This window comes from Flagellimonas flava, from assembly GCF_050617915.1.
In the GTDB taxonomy this organism is placed as follows: domain Bacteria; phylum Bacteroidota; class Bacteroidia; order Flavobacteriales; family Flavobacteriaceae; genus Flagellimonas; species Flagellimonas flava_A.
Genome location: NZ_JBODQE010000001.1, coordinates 383,013 through 397,941 on the forward strand (window position 1 = coordinate 383,013; position 14,929 = coordinate 397,941).

The 14,929-nt window shown below is 41.9% G+C and carries 14 protein-coding genes; 4 read left to right on the top strand and 10 right to left on the bottom strand.

Annotated features, from left to right (window positions below):
- Positions 1 to 39: 39 nt before the first annotated feature.
- Entirely contained in the window at positions 40 to 585 is a 546-nt protein-coding gene (locus ACRHOZ_RS01740) for an NUDIX hydrolase (protein WP_431121658.1), read from the top strand.
- On the opposite strand, the gene hisS is transcribed toward ACRHOZ_RS01740, so the two are convergent.
- Complete coding sequence (hisS, locus tag ACRHOZ_RS01745; RefSeq protein WP_431121660.1) at positions 580 to 1,956, bottom strand: histidine--tRNA ligase; 1,377 nt, start codon at positions 1,954 to 1,956, stop codon at positions 580 to 582. The genes ACRHOZ_RS01740 and hisS overlap by 6 nt on opposite strands.
- 266 nt (positions 1,957 to 2,222) lie before the next feature.
- Here hisS and ACRHOZ_RS01750 point away from each other — a divergent pair, with 266 nt between their 5' ends.
- Entirely contained in the window at positions 2,223 to 2,984 is a 762-nt protein-coding gene (locus tag ACRHOZ_RS01750) for a hypothetical protein (RefSeq protein ID WP_431121662.1), read from the top strand.
- Positions 2,985 to 3,177: 193 nt separating this feature from the next.
- Here ACRHOZ_RS01750 and ACRHOZ_RS01755 read toward each other — a convergent pair whose 3' ends face one another.
- From ACRHOZ_RS01755 to rpsF, 5 genes are all read right to left on the bottom strand, one after another.
- Positions 3,178 to 3,648, bottom strand: a complete 471-nt coding sequence (locus tag ACRHOZ_RS01755; protein ID WP_431121664.1) for a DUF6495 family protein — start codon at positions 3,646 to 3,648, stop codon at positions 3,178 to 3,180.
- Between the two features lie 81 nt (positions 3,649 to 3,729).
- Entirely contained in the window at positions 3,730 to 6,867 is a 3,138-nt protein-coding gene (locus tag ACRHOZ_RS01760) for a TonB-dependent receptor (protein WP_431121666.1), read from the bottom strand.
- A 99-nt stretch (positions 6,868 to 6,966) separates the two neighbouring features.
- Positions 6,967 to 7,419, bottom strand: a complete 453-nt coding sequence (gene rplI, locus ACRHOZ_RS01765) for a 50S ribosomal protein L9 (RefSeq protein ID WP_138833742.1) — start codon at positions 7,417 to 7,419, stop codon at positions 6,967 to 6,969.
- 13 nt (positions 7,420 to 7,432) lie between these two features.
- Positions 7,433 to 7,729 carry a 30S ribosomal protein S18 gene (rpsR, locus tag ACRHOZ_RS01770; protein ID WP_055392375.1) on the bottom strand — a complete coding sequence of 99 codons (297 nt, stop codon included), beginning with the start codon at positions 7,727 to 7,729 and terminating at the stop codon, positions 7,433 to 7,435.
- Between the two features lie 4 nt (positions 7,730 to 7,733).
- Positions 7,734 to 8,072, bottom strand: coding sequence for a 30S ribosomal protein S6 (gene rpsF, locus ACRHOZ_RS01775; protein ID WP_138833744.1), 339 nt, complete (start codon positions 8,070 to 8,072; stop codon positions 7,734 to 7,736).
- A gap of 236 nt (positions 8,073 to 8,308) precedes the next feature.
- On the opposite strand from rpsF, the gene ACRHOZ_RS01780 reads away from it, so the two are divergent.
- A complete protein-coding gene (locus ACRHOZ_RS01780) occupies positions 8,309 to 9,001 on the top strand; it encodes a LytR/AlgR family response regulator transcription factor (RefSeq protein WP_073176311.1) in 693 nt (230 codons plus the stop codon).
- A gap of 5 nt (positions 9,002 to 9,006) precedes the next feature.
- Here ACRHOZ_RS01780 and priA read toward each other — a convergent pair whose 3' ends face one another.
- From priA to nadC, 4 genes are read right to left on the bottom strand one after another with little or no spacing between them, the layout of a single operon-like run.
- Complete coding sequence (gene priA, locus ACRHOZ_RS01785; RefSeq protein ID WP_431121671.1) at positions 9,007 to 11,463, bottom strand: replication restart helicase PriA; 2,457 nt, start codon at positions 11,461 to 11,463, stop codon at positions 9,007 to 9,009.
- A gap of 4 nt (positions 11,464 to 11,467) precedes the next feature.
- The gene (locus ACRHOZ_RS01790; RefSeq protein ID WP_431121673.1) at positions 11,468 to 11,917 is read right to left on the bottom strand and encodes a DUF2147 domain-containing protein; all 450 of its coding nucleotides are present in this window, start codon (positions 11,915 to 11,917) and stop codon (positions 11,468 to 11,470) included.
- Positions 11,895 to 12,872: a YihY/virulence factor BrkB family protein gene (locus ACRHOZ_RS01795; protein WP_431121675.1), complete on the bottom strand. Its 978-nt coding sequence runs from the start codon at positions 12,870 to 12,872 to the stop codon at positions 11,895 to 11,897. Before ACRHOZ_RS01795 ends, ACRHOZ_RS01790 begins: the two co-directional genes overlap by 23 nt.
- Entirely contained in the window at positions 12,872 to 13,729 is an 858-nt protein-coding gene (gene nadC, locus ACRHOZ_RS01800; RefSeq protein ID WP_431121678.1) for a carboxylating nicotinate-nucleotide diphosphorylase, read from the bottom strand. Before nadC ends, ACRHOZ_RS01795 begins: the two co-directional genes overlap by 1 nt.
- 257 nt (positions 13,730 to 13,986) lie before the next feature.
- Between nadC and ACRHOZ_RS01805 the strand changes: the two genes are divergently transcribed.
- On the top strand, positions 13,987 to 14,826 hold the full coding sequence (locus tag ACRHOZ_RS01805) for a cupin-like domain-containing protein (RefSeq protein WP_431121680.1): 840 nt from the start codon (positions 13,987 to 13,989) through the stop codon (positions 14,824 to 14,826).
- Positions 14,827 to 14,929 lie beyond the last annotated feature (103 nt).

The following is a 14,929-nucleotide window of genomic DNA, read 5'->3' on the forward strand; positions in this document are numbered from 1 at the left end:
ATTCCTGCCTACGCAGGAATGACACTAATGAAGTGATTTATGGATGAGTTGGTAGACATTCTGGATGAAAACGGGAACCTGACCGGGCAAACTTGTTTAAAGTCCGAAGCGCACCTAAAAGGGTACTTCCACCCCACGGTTCATGTTTGGTTTTACACTGTGGATGGAAAAGTGCTATTTCAAAAAAGGGCAGCAAACAAAGATACTTTCCCTGGACTTTGGGATGTTTCGGTAGCTGGCCACATTGAGGCTGGGGAAGATGTGATTGAAGCTGCGGTACGGGAAGTAGAAGAGGAAATCGGTCTGATGGTCAAAGTTGGAGATTTGGAGAAAATTGGCTATTTCCTATCCATCCATCAACACAGCAAAACCCTTTTGGACAAAGAATTTCACCATACTTTTATTTGCGAATTGGAAGTTCCTTTGCCGCAACTCGTCAAACAAGAAAGCGAGGTAGACGCTTTGGATTTGATAAATATAGAAAAGTTTAAGTCTAAGGTTGTATCCAACCAACTAGACGGATTTGTACCCAATGATAGCAACTATTACGCAAAAGTGATTGAAGAAATATCCCAAAGACTATAGATGTTCCGTAAACTCCTCTGGGTTACCCAGGGAGTAGGTCTGCTGCGTACCTTGGGCCATATCTTTAACCACAAACTGTCCCTGTTCCAGTTCTTGCGCCCCAATCAAAACCACATACGGAATATTCCTGCTATTGGCATATTTCATCTGCTTTTGCATTTTGGTATTGGTGGGGTACACTTCGGCCTTGACACCTTTAGCCCTCATCTGATTCACTAATTTAAGGGCTGCCATGCTCTCCCGCTCCCCAAAATTAACACAGAGTACATCAACTGATTTGCTTACACTACTTGGGAACAGATTCAATTCTTCCAACACCAAATAGATTCGGTCCAATCCAAATGAGATACCCACGCCACTAATATCCTTTAATCCAAAAATTCCCGTGAGGTCATCATAACGTCCGCCTCCACCAATAGAGCCCATTTTAACGTCTTCTGGGGCGCTAACTTCAAAAATGGCACCGGTATAGTAGTTGAGTCCTCGCGCCAATGTTACATCCAGTTGAAGTTGGGCGGATTGCAATCCCAGCGCCTCAACATTCCTCGTGATTTCATACAGTTCCGCAACTCCTGCCATACCTATTTCAGATTCCACCAACAATGATTTCAGTTGCTCCAATTGCTCCATACTAGAGCCTGACATTGCAAACAAGGGGCTTGCTTTGTCAATGGCACTTTCGGAAATTCCTTTAGCCAACATTTCTTTTTTTACGCCCTCCTCTCCTATCTTGTCCAATTTGTCCAATGCTACCGTAAAGTCAATAAGTAAATGTTTGGCTCCAATGACTTCGGCTATACCGGACAATACTTTTCTATTGTTGATTTTGATGGTCGTACCTTTCAATCCCAAAGCTGTAAAGACCGCATCATATAGCTGAACAAACTCCACTTCTTGAAGCAAGGACTTGGCTCCTACCACATCGGCATCGCACTGATAAAACTCACGAAAACGTCCCTTCTGGGGTCTATCTGCACGCCATACTGGTTGGATTTGGTACCGCTTAAATGGGAAATCAATTTCATTTTGATGCATGACCACATAGCGGGCAAAGGGTACCGTAAGGTCATATCTGAGCGCTTTCTCGGAGATTTTCGGAGTTAGTGAAGCCGAATTCTTGGAACTATAGGTAACATCGTCCACTTTGGAGATAAAGTCGCCAGAGTTCAAAATCTTGAAGATAAGTCTATCCCCTTCATCGCCATATTTGCCCATCAAGGTTTCAGAATTTTCAAACGATGGGGTTTCTATAGGTTGGAAGCCATACACCTCAAAGTGTTTTTTGATGGTTTGGATGATGTAGTTGCGTTTGGCAACCTCTGTGGGTGAAAAATCGCGCGTTCCCTTGGGAATGGATGGTTTTTGGGCCATTCAAATGGTGTAAAAATTAGGGAGCGACTTCACACTTAATTCGATGATCAAGACCGACGCATGGAATATGTTTGGCAAATATCGATTTATTTAAGGATTTATCAAACCCTGCGGGTTGACACTAATTTCACCAATTTACACGAGACGTGTCAACACATTATAGCAGCATCTACAATAGCATCCGTCAACTCAAAAGGGGTATTCGTCAATTAGTTACCTATTAAACTCTCTTCCTACGGTATGTTCAAGAATTAAATACAATAAATATGAAGCTCAGTAGAATTTGTCTTTTGTTTTATACCGCAATTACTATATTGTTGTTTTCCTGTTATAGTGACGATGGAGTCATAGGCCCGCCAGGTGAACAAGGAGAAAACGGTTATCACTGTTGGGACCTGAACATGAATGGAATCAACGATCCCGAAGAAGATGTCAATGGAGACGGGACTTGGAACAGTCTGGATTGTTTAGGGCAAGATGGACTAAATGGTGCAGATGGCATCAATTGTTGGGACTCGGACGGCGATTGGTTCAATGACGAAGATGAGGACGTTAACAACGATGGCCTTTGGAACGCTCTGGATTGCCAAGGGGAAGATGGAAATGCCAATGTGCAAAAAATTGTTTTGGATTTCGAAAACGCTAGCATTGAAAATTCGGTGGCAGAATTTAGTGTTCCCGAACTAACAATGGAGAAAATTCAAAACTACGTGCTAGTATTTTATTTGGAGTATGTCCCAGTGGTTAATAGTTCCTATTATCCTATTCCGGGCGGGTTAGCAGATTTGGATAGAAGCTATAATGTTGTTTACGAACATGGAAAAGTGTATATCGTAGCTTCAAATTTTGATGGATCAGATACCAATCCTGGGTGGTTGGGTTACTGGGATTACCTCCATATAGCTTTTATCAAAATATCGGCGTTAAACGACGAGGATGAGTTAGCTGCTATAAAATCCCATTTAAGCGAATCCGGAATTAATAGTAGGGATTTTGATGCCCTTGCCCCCTACTTTGACAATGAGTAACATTTGTACCCAGATTTTCCAATGGTTTGACACAAATTACAGGAATCTTCTCGAAAGTCATTGATGTAGAATCTCAGCATTCAACGTTAAAAATTAAGAATTGAACATCAAGCATCCAGCATCAAACATGAAAATTCAAAAGTCCAAATAACCAAATTCCAAAAATCCAACTATCTAATGGTCCAACTAAAAGCTACTCCATTATCTTATCAAACCATTGATAGAGCTCTCCTTTAGTGATAGCGGCTCCTTGTTGGATCAAATCAAATTTATCTTTGTTCTTGTCATCGGAATAAGCCTTGGAAGCGGTAAGGTACTCCACAAAATCAGACTGGAAATTGCGTTTGAACCAGTCAAAACCTACTTGGGTGCGTAAATCAATCTCAGGGTTAAGTACTTTCACAGAAAAGAGTTTCATTTCTTTTTCCGTCAAATGGAACAAATGCATATGCATTTCGGAAATGTTTTCAAGGTACTCCACTTTGGACAGTACTCCTTCCCAAACCAAATCGCTAAAAACATCTATTTCCTCCTCGGCAACTTCGGGCTTTTCTTCCTTAATGTTTGCCCATTCTTCCGCTGTTATGGACTGGGTCGCCAAAAAGTTGATAAACTCAGGATGCAATTCTTCCAATTGTTGTTGCGTCAATCTTGCGTACTTCATTGAATCAGATTCCTTTAATTCGGCAAAAATAAAAAAGGCCACGCAGTTGCGCAGCCTTTTTAGCTTATAAATTATGTTCTTTTAGTTGAAGATGTAACGTACTCCAAACTGGGCTTGCCATCTGGACAATAAACTGGTATCCGAACTAAAGGTTTCCGTTAAATTCTCATCAAAACTGTAGGTAGGATTATTGTTGTCATCAATGGTTACACCCAAAACCTGCTGGTTGGTTGGGATTTCAACAACGCCCCACTCAGAACTAATCAAGTTGCCAACATTCAATACATCCAAACTTAACTGGATGGTGTTCTTATTGGCAATTTTGATGTCTTGAAGCACCTTCATGTCCCAGCGTCCTCTCCATGGGGCCAAAGCGCCGTAACGCTCTGCATAAGATCCTCGGTTCTCACTCAAATAGTCATCTTGTTGAATAAAGGCTTCAAAGGCAGCTGCATCCCCGGCTTCAGCAAAATTCATCTGGTTGACCTCTGCTGCTGTTGGGATGTACAACAAATCATTTATGCTTGATCCATCCCTATTGATGTCCCCTCCATAGATATAATTGAAACGACCTCCCTGAGCGTATTCAAAAAACGTGGAAACGGTTGTTCCTGTCTTAAACACTTTGGAAATAACCCCGACAAAACGGTGGGTATCCCCATATCTTGAATAGGACAACACATCTGCATTGGCATCATTGACTATGGCGTTGGCGGCAAAGGCATCACTGGTAATCTCAGCTTCAATGGAATTCACATCCTTTGAATTCAAGTAGCTATAGGCCAAGCTGGCATAAAGGCCGTTATCCCATGTCTTTTGTCCCTTGAACACTGCATTCCAAATTCTTCCTTCATCGGAATTAGAGAATACATAAGCATTGTTAATCAAATCCGTTGCGGCATACACAGCTCTGTTATCAACTCCCTGCAAGGTTTCCGAAGGAGAAGTAAGCCCCCAGTTTTGTACGTGAGGCCCGTTAATATCCTTTGAATAGGAGAAATCAGCGGTCAAAATCCAGCCATTGTTCAAGCGCTTGTCCGCACCCAAACTGGTTCTAAAGACCTGTGGCCATTGGAAATCGGGGTCTACAGCAGTAAGGAAAAATACATTGGGGTTGGCTATCTGGTTGCCCAACCATACAAATGGGAAGCGACCTGTAAATATCCCGGAACCACCCCTAATCTGCAGATTGCCATCATTGTTCACATCCCAATTGAATCCAACACGGGGAGAAATCAACCAATCATTGGTGGGTAAATTGGTGTTATCTATTAACACGGTTTCTCCATTATTGGGATTTACATAAGGAATATCCGCAACTACCGCGGGAGACCTTTCAATTACCTCCTGAGCTTTTTGCGCTGAATCAAAATATAAAGGCTTATCAAAACGGATTCCGTATGTCAACTTAAAGTTTTCGGTGGCGTTCCACTCATCCTGAGCGTAAAAAGCCATTTGACCCACATTGGTTTCGGCCAAGGCCCAGCCTCCAGCATTTCCTTCTCCAGCGGCATTTAAGGCGTTGTTAGCAGCAATGGCAGCATTGAACTGACCTTGGTAAACATTGACCAACGCGGCTTCCCCGGCAGCATCCAGACCTCTAAAATCAGCTATGGAGCCTGTTGGGAAGAACACTCCTTGTGCACCATACACCCCTAAGTTAAAGGAGTTGTCAAATTGGAACTTCTCAAAAGAGAACCCAACGGTGAACGTATGATCCCCTTTGAAAAAGTTGAGGTTGTTTGTTAATTGAAAAACCTTCTGATCCAATCTGTTGTTGATGGAGAAAGGCTCGTGTCCTGCAATGATGTAGTTTGATGCCCCATTTTCATCCAGCAATGTAATGGTTGGTGCCGGAGTTGATTTTGGGTTCCTGAAATCGTCAAAATGGGTATAGCCTACTTGCAACTTGTTAATGGCCTCATCAGAAAGCGTAGAGTTCAATTCAATTTGTACCGATTGAATTCTGTTGTTGATTTCATATCCGGCATTTTCAAACTGCAAAGTGGACAGGTTTGGCCCTCTAAAGCCCAAAGCAGTTGGGTGAGCCGGCTTTTCCTTGGAGGCGTCCAAGAAATTGTAAATGATGGCCAATCGGTTATTGTCGTTGATGTTCCAATCCAATTTGAAAATTCCCTTGGTCGATTCCTGATCAAAATTGAATCCTTCAAACCTACCTGGATTGTAGAATTGCCCATCCCCAATAGAAACTTGACTTAGAATATTGGAAACCAACGCAAAATCAGAGGCCAAAACCCGAGATTCATTGATGGCACCAGAGCCACTGTTGGGAACAAAACCATTGGATCCCAAATCGGTACGGTCGTCCTTTTCAAAATTGGCAAAGAAGAACAACTTATTCTTAACGATTGGGCCTCCAATACTGATACCGTATTGGGATTGGCTCAGGTCAGCTTTAAAAACGTCATCGCCTGCTACCTTTCCTCCTGTTAGGCTCTCATTCCTAAAAAAACCGTAAACGGTTCCGTAAAACTCATTGGTACCACTTTTGGTCACCGCATTTACGGAAGCTCCCGTAAATCCGGATTGGGTCACATCGTAAGGCGCTGTTGTTACTTGAATTTGGTCAATGGCGTCAATGGAGATAGGATTTGCATCCGTTTGCCCACCAGGCTGCGCAGCATCCAATCCAAAAGGGTTGTTGAAAATGGCCCCATCCAAGGAGAAATTATTGAATTGGTCATTTCGTCCGCCAAACGAACCTGCACTTGCGGTAGGTTCCAGACGGGTAAAGTCGTTGGTAGACCTTGAAATAGTAGGTAATCTGGTCAATTCCCGTCTGCCAACACTTGTTTCCGCCCCGGTACGGTCGCTACCGAAGGTTCCGGTTTGATCCGATACAACTATGACCTCATCCAAAGCCTGGCTATCTGATGCAAGGGCAACATTTTGGTTATAGGTTTTACCCAACGATAGGAAAATATCGTTTTGTACATTGGTTTTAAATCCAACATAGGAAATGGTTACCTCGTAAGGTCCCCCAACCCTAAGGTTAAGAAGGTTATACCTTCCTTCCTCGTTGGTAATGGCTCCGTAGCGTGTACCTGTAGGCGTGTGTACCGCTACCACATTCGCCCCTAAAAGGGGTGCGTTTTGATCATCAACAACGGTTCCCCTGATGTTGGATGTGGTGACTTGTGAAAAAGCCGAGGTAGATACCATAAGCAATAGTATCCCCAACAGTAAATTTTTCTTCATAAATGAGTTAGTTTTTTGAGTACCTACAAACATAGACAAAAAAAAGAGCTATGCATGCATAGCTCTTCATAACTTATTAACCGAATGTTAAGGGTTTCCTTACTTCGCTTCAGCAATAACTTCAAAAGGAAAATCAACAATTACCTCTCTGTGCAATCTGATTTCGGCATTGTAAGGCCCAACTCTTTTGATGATTCCTCCTTTGATATTGATAAACTTTCTTTCGATTTGATGACCTGCCTTATCCAAGGCTGCTGCCAAATCGATATTGCTAACGGAACCAAACAATTTGTCACCAGCACCCACTTTGGCTGGGATGCGGATTTCCAATTGCTTAAGTGCATCGGCCAATTTAGTAGCCTCGTCAACAATTTTCTTTTCTTTATGGGCTCTTTGCCTAAGGTTTTCTTCCAAAACTTTTTTGGCGGAAGGAGTAGCCAAAGCGGCCAAACCTTGAGGAATAAGGAAGTTTCTTCCGTAACCGTTCTTTACCGTAACGATATCGTCCTTAAAACCCAAATCCTGTATATCTTCTTTTAGAATAAGTTCCATTCTTCAGTATTTTTTATTTCAACATATCGCCAACATACGGCATTAAGGCTAGGTGACGGGCTCTTTTTACAGCCTGCGCCACTTTTCTTTGATATTTCAAAGAGGTTCCGGTAAGTCTTCTAGGAAGCAATTTACCTTGCTCATTTACCAATTTCATCAAGAAATCTGGGTCTTTGTAGTCAATGTACTTGATACCAGACTTTTTGAACCTACAGTATTTCTTTTGCTTGTTGGTCTCAATGTTCAGTGGGGTCAAATACCTGATTTCCCCATCCTTCTTTGATTTTGCTTGTTGTTCTATAGATGCCATAGCCCTATGCGTTTGCTTTTAATTTGGTTCTTCTTTTTTCTGCCCAAGCAATAGCATGCTTGTCCAATTTAACGGTCAAAAAACGCATAATACGTTCATCTCTTCTAAATTCCAATTCGTAGGGAGCAATTGCTTCACCTGGAACGGTAAATTCAAATAAGTGGTAAAAGCCACTTTTTTTGTGCTGAATGGGATAGGCTAATTTCTTAAGTCCCCAGTTTTCCTTGGAGACCATTTTGCCACCATTCTTAATCAAGAAATCCTCAAATTTCTTGACTGTTTCCTCTATCTGGGTCTCAGATAGAACGGGATTCAAAATGAAAACAGTTTCGTAATGGTTCATACTTTATTATTTTAAAGGAGCGCAAAATTAGTAATAAATGCTCACCTCCGCAAGAAAAGGTAAATTTCTTCGTTTAAGAGTCAATAGTTATTAACAATAATGAACCAACTAAACCTTCGTAACGTATATGGTAATGTACACAACAAAATAGACCATGTTTACATCTTTTGTTGCAGTTAAACATCCTTTTTGTGTAATTTGCCGATGATTTAAAACCCTACAAATCACCCCATTCTATGAAATTAAAAAGTATAATTGTAGACGACTCCTCCATGCAGCGGATGGCCGTTGCAAAATTGGTCAACAATCACCCACATCTTGCCCTTGTAGCCGAGTATAGCAATGCTATTGAAGCCAAAAACGGGTTAAAGAACCACGACATTGATCTTATCTTCCTAGATGTAGAAATGCCAATCATCAGTGGGTTTGACCTTTTAGAGGCCCTAGAGAACCCGCCACAGGTTATTTTGATTACCGGAAAACCTGATTATGCCCTTAAAGCATTCGATTATGATGTAACCGATTATCTTCATAAACCCATCACCCTAGCCCGATTTGAATCCTCTGTAAAAAGAGCCGTGGCCAAATACGAGCAAATGAACCGAGTAGATGAGGATGAAGAGCACATCTTTGTAAAAAGTAACCTTAAAAAGCGTAAGGTTATCCTAAACGATATTAAATGGATAGAAGCCTTGGGTGATTACATCAAATTGGTAACGGATGAAGCCAATATCGTAATCCTATCCACCATGAAGGCGTTTGAAAAGCAGCTTCCTGCGGAAAAGTTCCTTCGTATCCATAAGTCTTATATTGTCAATCTAGAAAAGATTGAAAAGTTCAACAGTAAAAATGTAGAGGTAGGGGGCAGACAGATTCCGTTGAGCAGAAACAAAAAGACAGAGCTGGCCGAGGCGCTGGCCAACGTATAGAAAAGTTATATGTGGTCCACATTGTAGACCAGTCTCACACTTTTATACTTGGAAATAGCATTAAAAGATTTTTCAATTCTTTTAATGCTATTTTTTATTTGGACCACGGAGAGATTACGGGGCATCTTTACCAAAATGTTCTTTAAATAATCCCGTCGGATTCTAGCCACGGGAGGATACTCAGGGCCCAGCACCTGTTGTCCCAATACATTTCTTAACGATTGGGCAAACCATTCCGAGGCGTCGTTGAGTTTATTGTAATCCTTGTCTTTTAAGGTCAACTTAATAATGCGCACCAAAGGTGGATATTTAAACTGTTCCCGCTCATAGTATTGTTCAGCAAACATTTTATCATAATCATTGGTGGTCACTTGCTGTAAAATTTGGTGATATGGGTTGTAGGTCTGTATCAAAACCTTGCCGCGCTTTTGAGTTCTTCCTGCCCTACCCGCTACCTGGGTCAATAATTGAAAACTACGTTCATGCGCCCTGTAATCGGGGAAGTTTAATAAAGTATCCGCATTCATAATTCCCACCAGGCTCACATTTCTAAAGTCCAATCCCTTGGTCACCATCTGGGTTCCCACCAAAATGTCCATTTCTTGTTGTTCAAATGCCGTGATGATTTTTTCGTAGGCATACTTTCCTCTAGTGGTATCCAAATCCATTCTGCCTACCGAGGCTTCAGGAAACAATTCCTTCAGCTCCTGCTGGATCTGCTCCGTCCCAAATCCCTTTTTGTCCAGGGTATGACTCCCACAGGCCAAACATGCTTGTTGCAAGGCCATGTGATATCCGCAATAATGACATCTGAGTTGGTTCCTGTGCTGATGGTAGGTCAAACTCACATCGCAATTGGGACACTGGGCCGCATGTCCACAAGTAGTGCACTCCACAATGGGCGCAAATCCTCTTCGGTTCTGGAACAAGATCACCTGCTCCCCTTCCTCCAAGGCTTCAGTTATGGCATTGAACAGGCTTTCTGAAAAATGGCCCTTCATCCGTTTTTTACGGGTGGCCTCCTTGATGTCCACCAAATTGATATCCGGCATCAACACATTTCCGTAGCGGTAAGCAATAGCGGCATAACCATACTTACCTTTTTTTGCATTGGCCATGCTTTCAATACTTGGGGTGGCAGACCCCAACACACAATGGGCCTTATGATAAGCTGCCAAGACCATGGCAGCATCCCGGGCATGATACCTAGGAGCTGGATCAAATTGCTTAAAAGAACTTTCATGTTCTTCATCCACAACTACCAAACCCAAATTGGAATAGGGCAAAAACAGGGATGAGCGTGCACCAATAACTATTTGTGCCTTCTCGGCATGCTTCAGCACATTGTTCCACACCTCTACCCTTTCATGAATGCTATATTTGGAATGATATACCGAAACCTTGGATCCAAAATAATGGCGTAGCCTATTTATGAGCTGAGAGGTCAATGCAATCTCTGGAAGTAAATACAAAACCTGTTTGCCTTGATCCAATACATCTTGGATCATTTTGAAATAGACCTCGGTTTTTCCTGCGGAGGTTACCCCATGTAACAATACAGGTTTGTTTTCCGCAAAACCTGATTTGATGGCTTCAAGGGCTTCTTGTTGATGCGGGTTAAGCATTATCGCATCCACCGAGGAAGATTCCTGCTCCTGCTGCACCCGATCTGTTCGGATATGGAATTCTTCCAGTATGGATTTATCAATCAAGGCTTTGATTACAGCTTTGGAAGCTCCACTCTCCCGTTCCAAATCGGTTACTTTAATGGGCTTCTTGTACACCGCTTGTAATTGGAACAGTGAAAGTACCACTTGACTTTGTTTGGGAGCCCTGGTCAATTCCTGCAGCAGTTGCTCCAGCTTATCCTCAGCTTGATATTCTTTACCCAACTTCACATATCGCACCAGCTTGGGTCTGTATTGTTCATACAATTCTTCCTTTTGCCGTACCACCCCTTTTTGCACCAACCTATTGACAAGGGGCAGAACGTTCTTTTTATCCACAATACCACTGACCTCTCCAATTTTTAAGGCTGATTGATGCTGCAGGGCTTCAAAAATGAGAAATTCATCATCCTTTAGCCCCATTTCGTCAACCTCTGCCTCCTTGTTGGGCAAAATAAGTGTTTCGCTTTCCAACAAAAAAGCACTGGGCAGGGCACTTCGTAAAACTTCCCCCAAGGTGCACATGTAATATTTGGCGATCCATTCCCAATGTTGAAGTTGGTAGGTGTTTACCAAGGGAACATCATCCAAAATCTGATAGATCTCCTTGGCTTCATAGGCCTGTGGTTCATCTTGATGGACATTGTAAGCCAATGCTGTATAAATCTTGGATTTCCCGAAGGGAACGGCTACCCGCATTCCAGGTTTCAGAAAAGCAGCCTCTTCCGAAGTGATTTTGTAGGTAAAAAGTCTTTCCAAGGGAATTGGAAGCACAACATCCAAAAAATACTGCATACCCTTATTCGTCCGTTATTCTATGCCAGGTTTGGGTGCGGTAAAAAAATGCCAGATAACCCCTGACCTTTAGTTTGTTTTTATCTTCCGGATCCAACCATACCTTGCCCCGATATGTAGATCCACTTTCAGGATCCAATAGACCTTCTCCCCTAAATTCACCTTTGGAATTTGGCTTAAAGTTTTGCATGATATGCATTCCCTTAACAGGTTTATCCCTCAGTTCCCCTTTGCATTTGATACATAAGGCATTTTCCCTTCCCTTTTCCAAGGTTTGAAGGATTTTGGCCTGAAGCAATCCGTTCTTTTCATACACCTCCACAATACCCTTGGCCACTCCCGTTTGGTCATCCACGGTGCGCCATTTTCCAAAAACACTTTGTGCTTGTGCCATGGCAACTGCCATTAGACAAAACATCACAAGAATTGCCCTATTCCTTCTGTTGTAATTCATGTTTTTTCTTCAAAGAATTCAGGGTGGCATTCAATTCAAATCCCAGTAACAGGATATTCGAGTTCAACCATATAAAAACCATTAAAATCAAGAGGCCTCCCAAGGCTCCATACAACTCGTTGTAGCGGGCAAACTTTTCCACATATACCCCAAACAAATAGGATGTAAGCACAAACAAGAGCGTGGTCATCAGTGCACCAGCAGAAAAAAATCGGGCCTTTCTTCCTTCAGCAGTACCAAAATAATAGAGAATTGCCGTAGTGAGATAAGACAAAATCATAAAAAACAGGATTTTGGATATCTGAATGCCAACGGTATCGCCCTTTTCCACATCGTAACCCAAAGTTTTACCCAAATATTCGCTGGTGTACTCCACAATGTAAAACTCAAAATAGACAAACGCAACGGCTCCAACAATCAGAAGTATGGATAGAATGAGGCCCACCATTAACGCATAAGCGTACTGGCGAAAAAAATTGCGGGTCAGCTCTACGTGATAGGAGTTCTCAAACCCCCCGAAAATGGAATTGACCCCATTGGCCACCAAAAAAATGGACAGTAGAAATGTCGAGGAAAGCAAACCTCCCCTTTTTTGATCTTTGATCTGTTGATAGATGTCACCAAAATAATCACTGGTAGCGGAGGGCAAAAAAGATTCCAGAAAAATGAGAAATTGGGCATCAAAATTCTCGTTGCCCACACTGGCATATGGAATTATAAAGGGCAACAAGGTCACCAAGAAAATCAGTAATGGAAAAAGCGCCATAAAAAGGCTAAAAGCTATGGAACTGGCTCTGGCCGACAGTGTACCCTTAACAATTCCCAGGAGGTACATTTCAGTTAAATCATAAAAGGACAAGCCCTCGAACGCCCTTAGCTTAATGCTTTTGAGCAATCGCACCAACCAGTTTACCACTGGAATCTTCTCTAACCGTTCTTCTATAGCCAATGACATTAAACTGCTTTTAAACTCAAATCCAAATTGTGCACGGAATGGGTCAAGGCCCCGGAGGAGATATAATCCACCCCGCATTCCGCATATTTGCGAATGGTCTGCTCGTTGATGCCTCCCGAGGATTCTGTAAGGCATTGATCTCCAATCATGGCCACCGCTTTTCGGGTGTCCGAATAATCAAAGTTGTCCAAGAGGATTCTATAAACTCCCCTGGATTGCAAAATTTCTTCCACTTCCCCAAGGTTTCTGGCCTCTACGATAATTTTTAGTTCTCGCTCGGATTCCTTCAAATATTGCTGCGTTTTTTCGATGGCTTTTGTAATTCCGCCCGCAAAATCAATATGATTGTCCTTGAGCATGATCATGTCATACAACGCAAACCTATGGTTTTCACCTCCCCCAATCTTTACCGCCCATTTTTCCAATGCCCTGATTCCTGGAGTGGTTTTTCGGGTATCCAATATCTTAGTCTGTGTTCCTTCCAGTAATGTTACAAAAAAGTTGGTTTTAGTGGCTATGGCACTCATGCGCTGCATGGCGTTAAGCACTAAGCGCTCCGCCTTTAAAATGCTTTGGGAGCTACCCGAGACATAGAAGGCAATGTCTCCGTATTTTACTGGCACCCCATCCGAAATCAGGACTTCCGTTTTCATCTCGGGATCCACATGTTGAAATACTTGTTTGGCAAACTCCACCCCGGCCAAAATGCCCTCATCCTTTACCAAAAGTTTGGCTTTGCCCTGGGCAGAACCTGGAATACAAGCCAACGAACTATGGTCGCCATCACCCACATCTTCTCTAATGGCATTGGCAATAATTAAAGCTACTTCCTTCTCAAATTGATCTTGGGTAATCATGTATACGGGGTTTCAACGAAAATAGTAAAAACATTACTCACAATGTTTTTTAAAAAATGGAATTATTGTAGCGCATTTAATCTGGTCTACAGGTCAGAGCATTGCGGTTTTTGTTAAGAGTATAACTTCCTCAAAATAGGTCGATTACGTAATTCGTCGAATATTTAGGCAGTTAGTAAGAATAACAGTAAGGCTTTATAAGGCAAAAGTGGATTATTTCTAATTTTAATAGGATGTCGAATCAAACCTAAACCAAGATGGATATTGTCAATGATGTTGTAGCGAAGAGCAGTTCAGTTGAAGAAGTAAGTTCAATAAATGCTCAGGAATTCAGGAAGAATTACTTTACAAAAAGAAGACCTGTTCTTTTAAAAGGTTTTGCCAAAGATTGGGGAGCCAAAAAAAAATGGAATCTCGATTTTCTAATGAATTTGGAAGGTGATAACCAAGTACTTCTTTTAGCCGCAAATTTCATTCAGGACGACAATCGATATAGACAAGGGTCTTTTAAGGATTATCTACAAGCTTTAAAAAGCTCGGAAACCAACAAGGAGGTAATGAAGGATTATTTGACCACCGTGGATATCTTTAAATTTTTTCCCCATCTAACCGAGGACATAGATTTTTCGCTGTTTGAAAAAAATACCGTTTCAAATTATGTTACGGGTTGGATAGGGCCTAAAGGAACCATATCAGGGTTTCATTTTGATACTGCAAATAATATGTATGCCCAAATTATGGGCAAAAAAATGTTCATTATTTCCTCTCCCAAATTCAAAAAGAACATGTACCCAAGTAGCAAGCATATTGCGGATGCAATGGCAAGTCAAATAGACCTCAATAACTTCGACCCAAAGAGATTTCCGAAATTTGAAGATGCAGAACTTCAAGTTGCCATCCTAGAGCCAGGGGATGTCCTATTTGTTCCGCAAAAGTGGTGGCATTATGTGCAGTCACTTGATACTTCCATCAGTATCAGCAACTTTGGATATACGAAAAGTGAGAAGTATACTTTACTTCTGAAAGAACGTATTAAGCACTCCTTACATAAAAGAGGTTATTACAAACCTAAAAATTGCTTTTGCTGCGACGCTTAGGGAGAAGCAAGAGATTACACAAAAGTAGAATCCACTCTTTAAAATGGATTGAAACAAGGTTTTGATCCAAGATTCCCATTACATCCAAAATCCATTGTCCTGG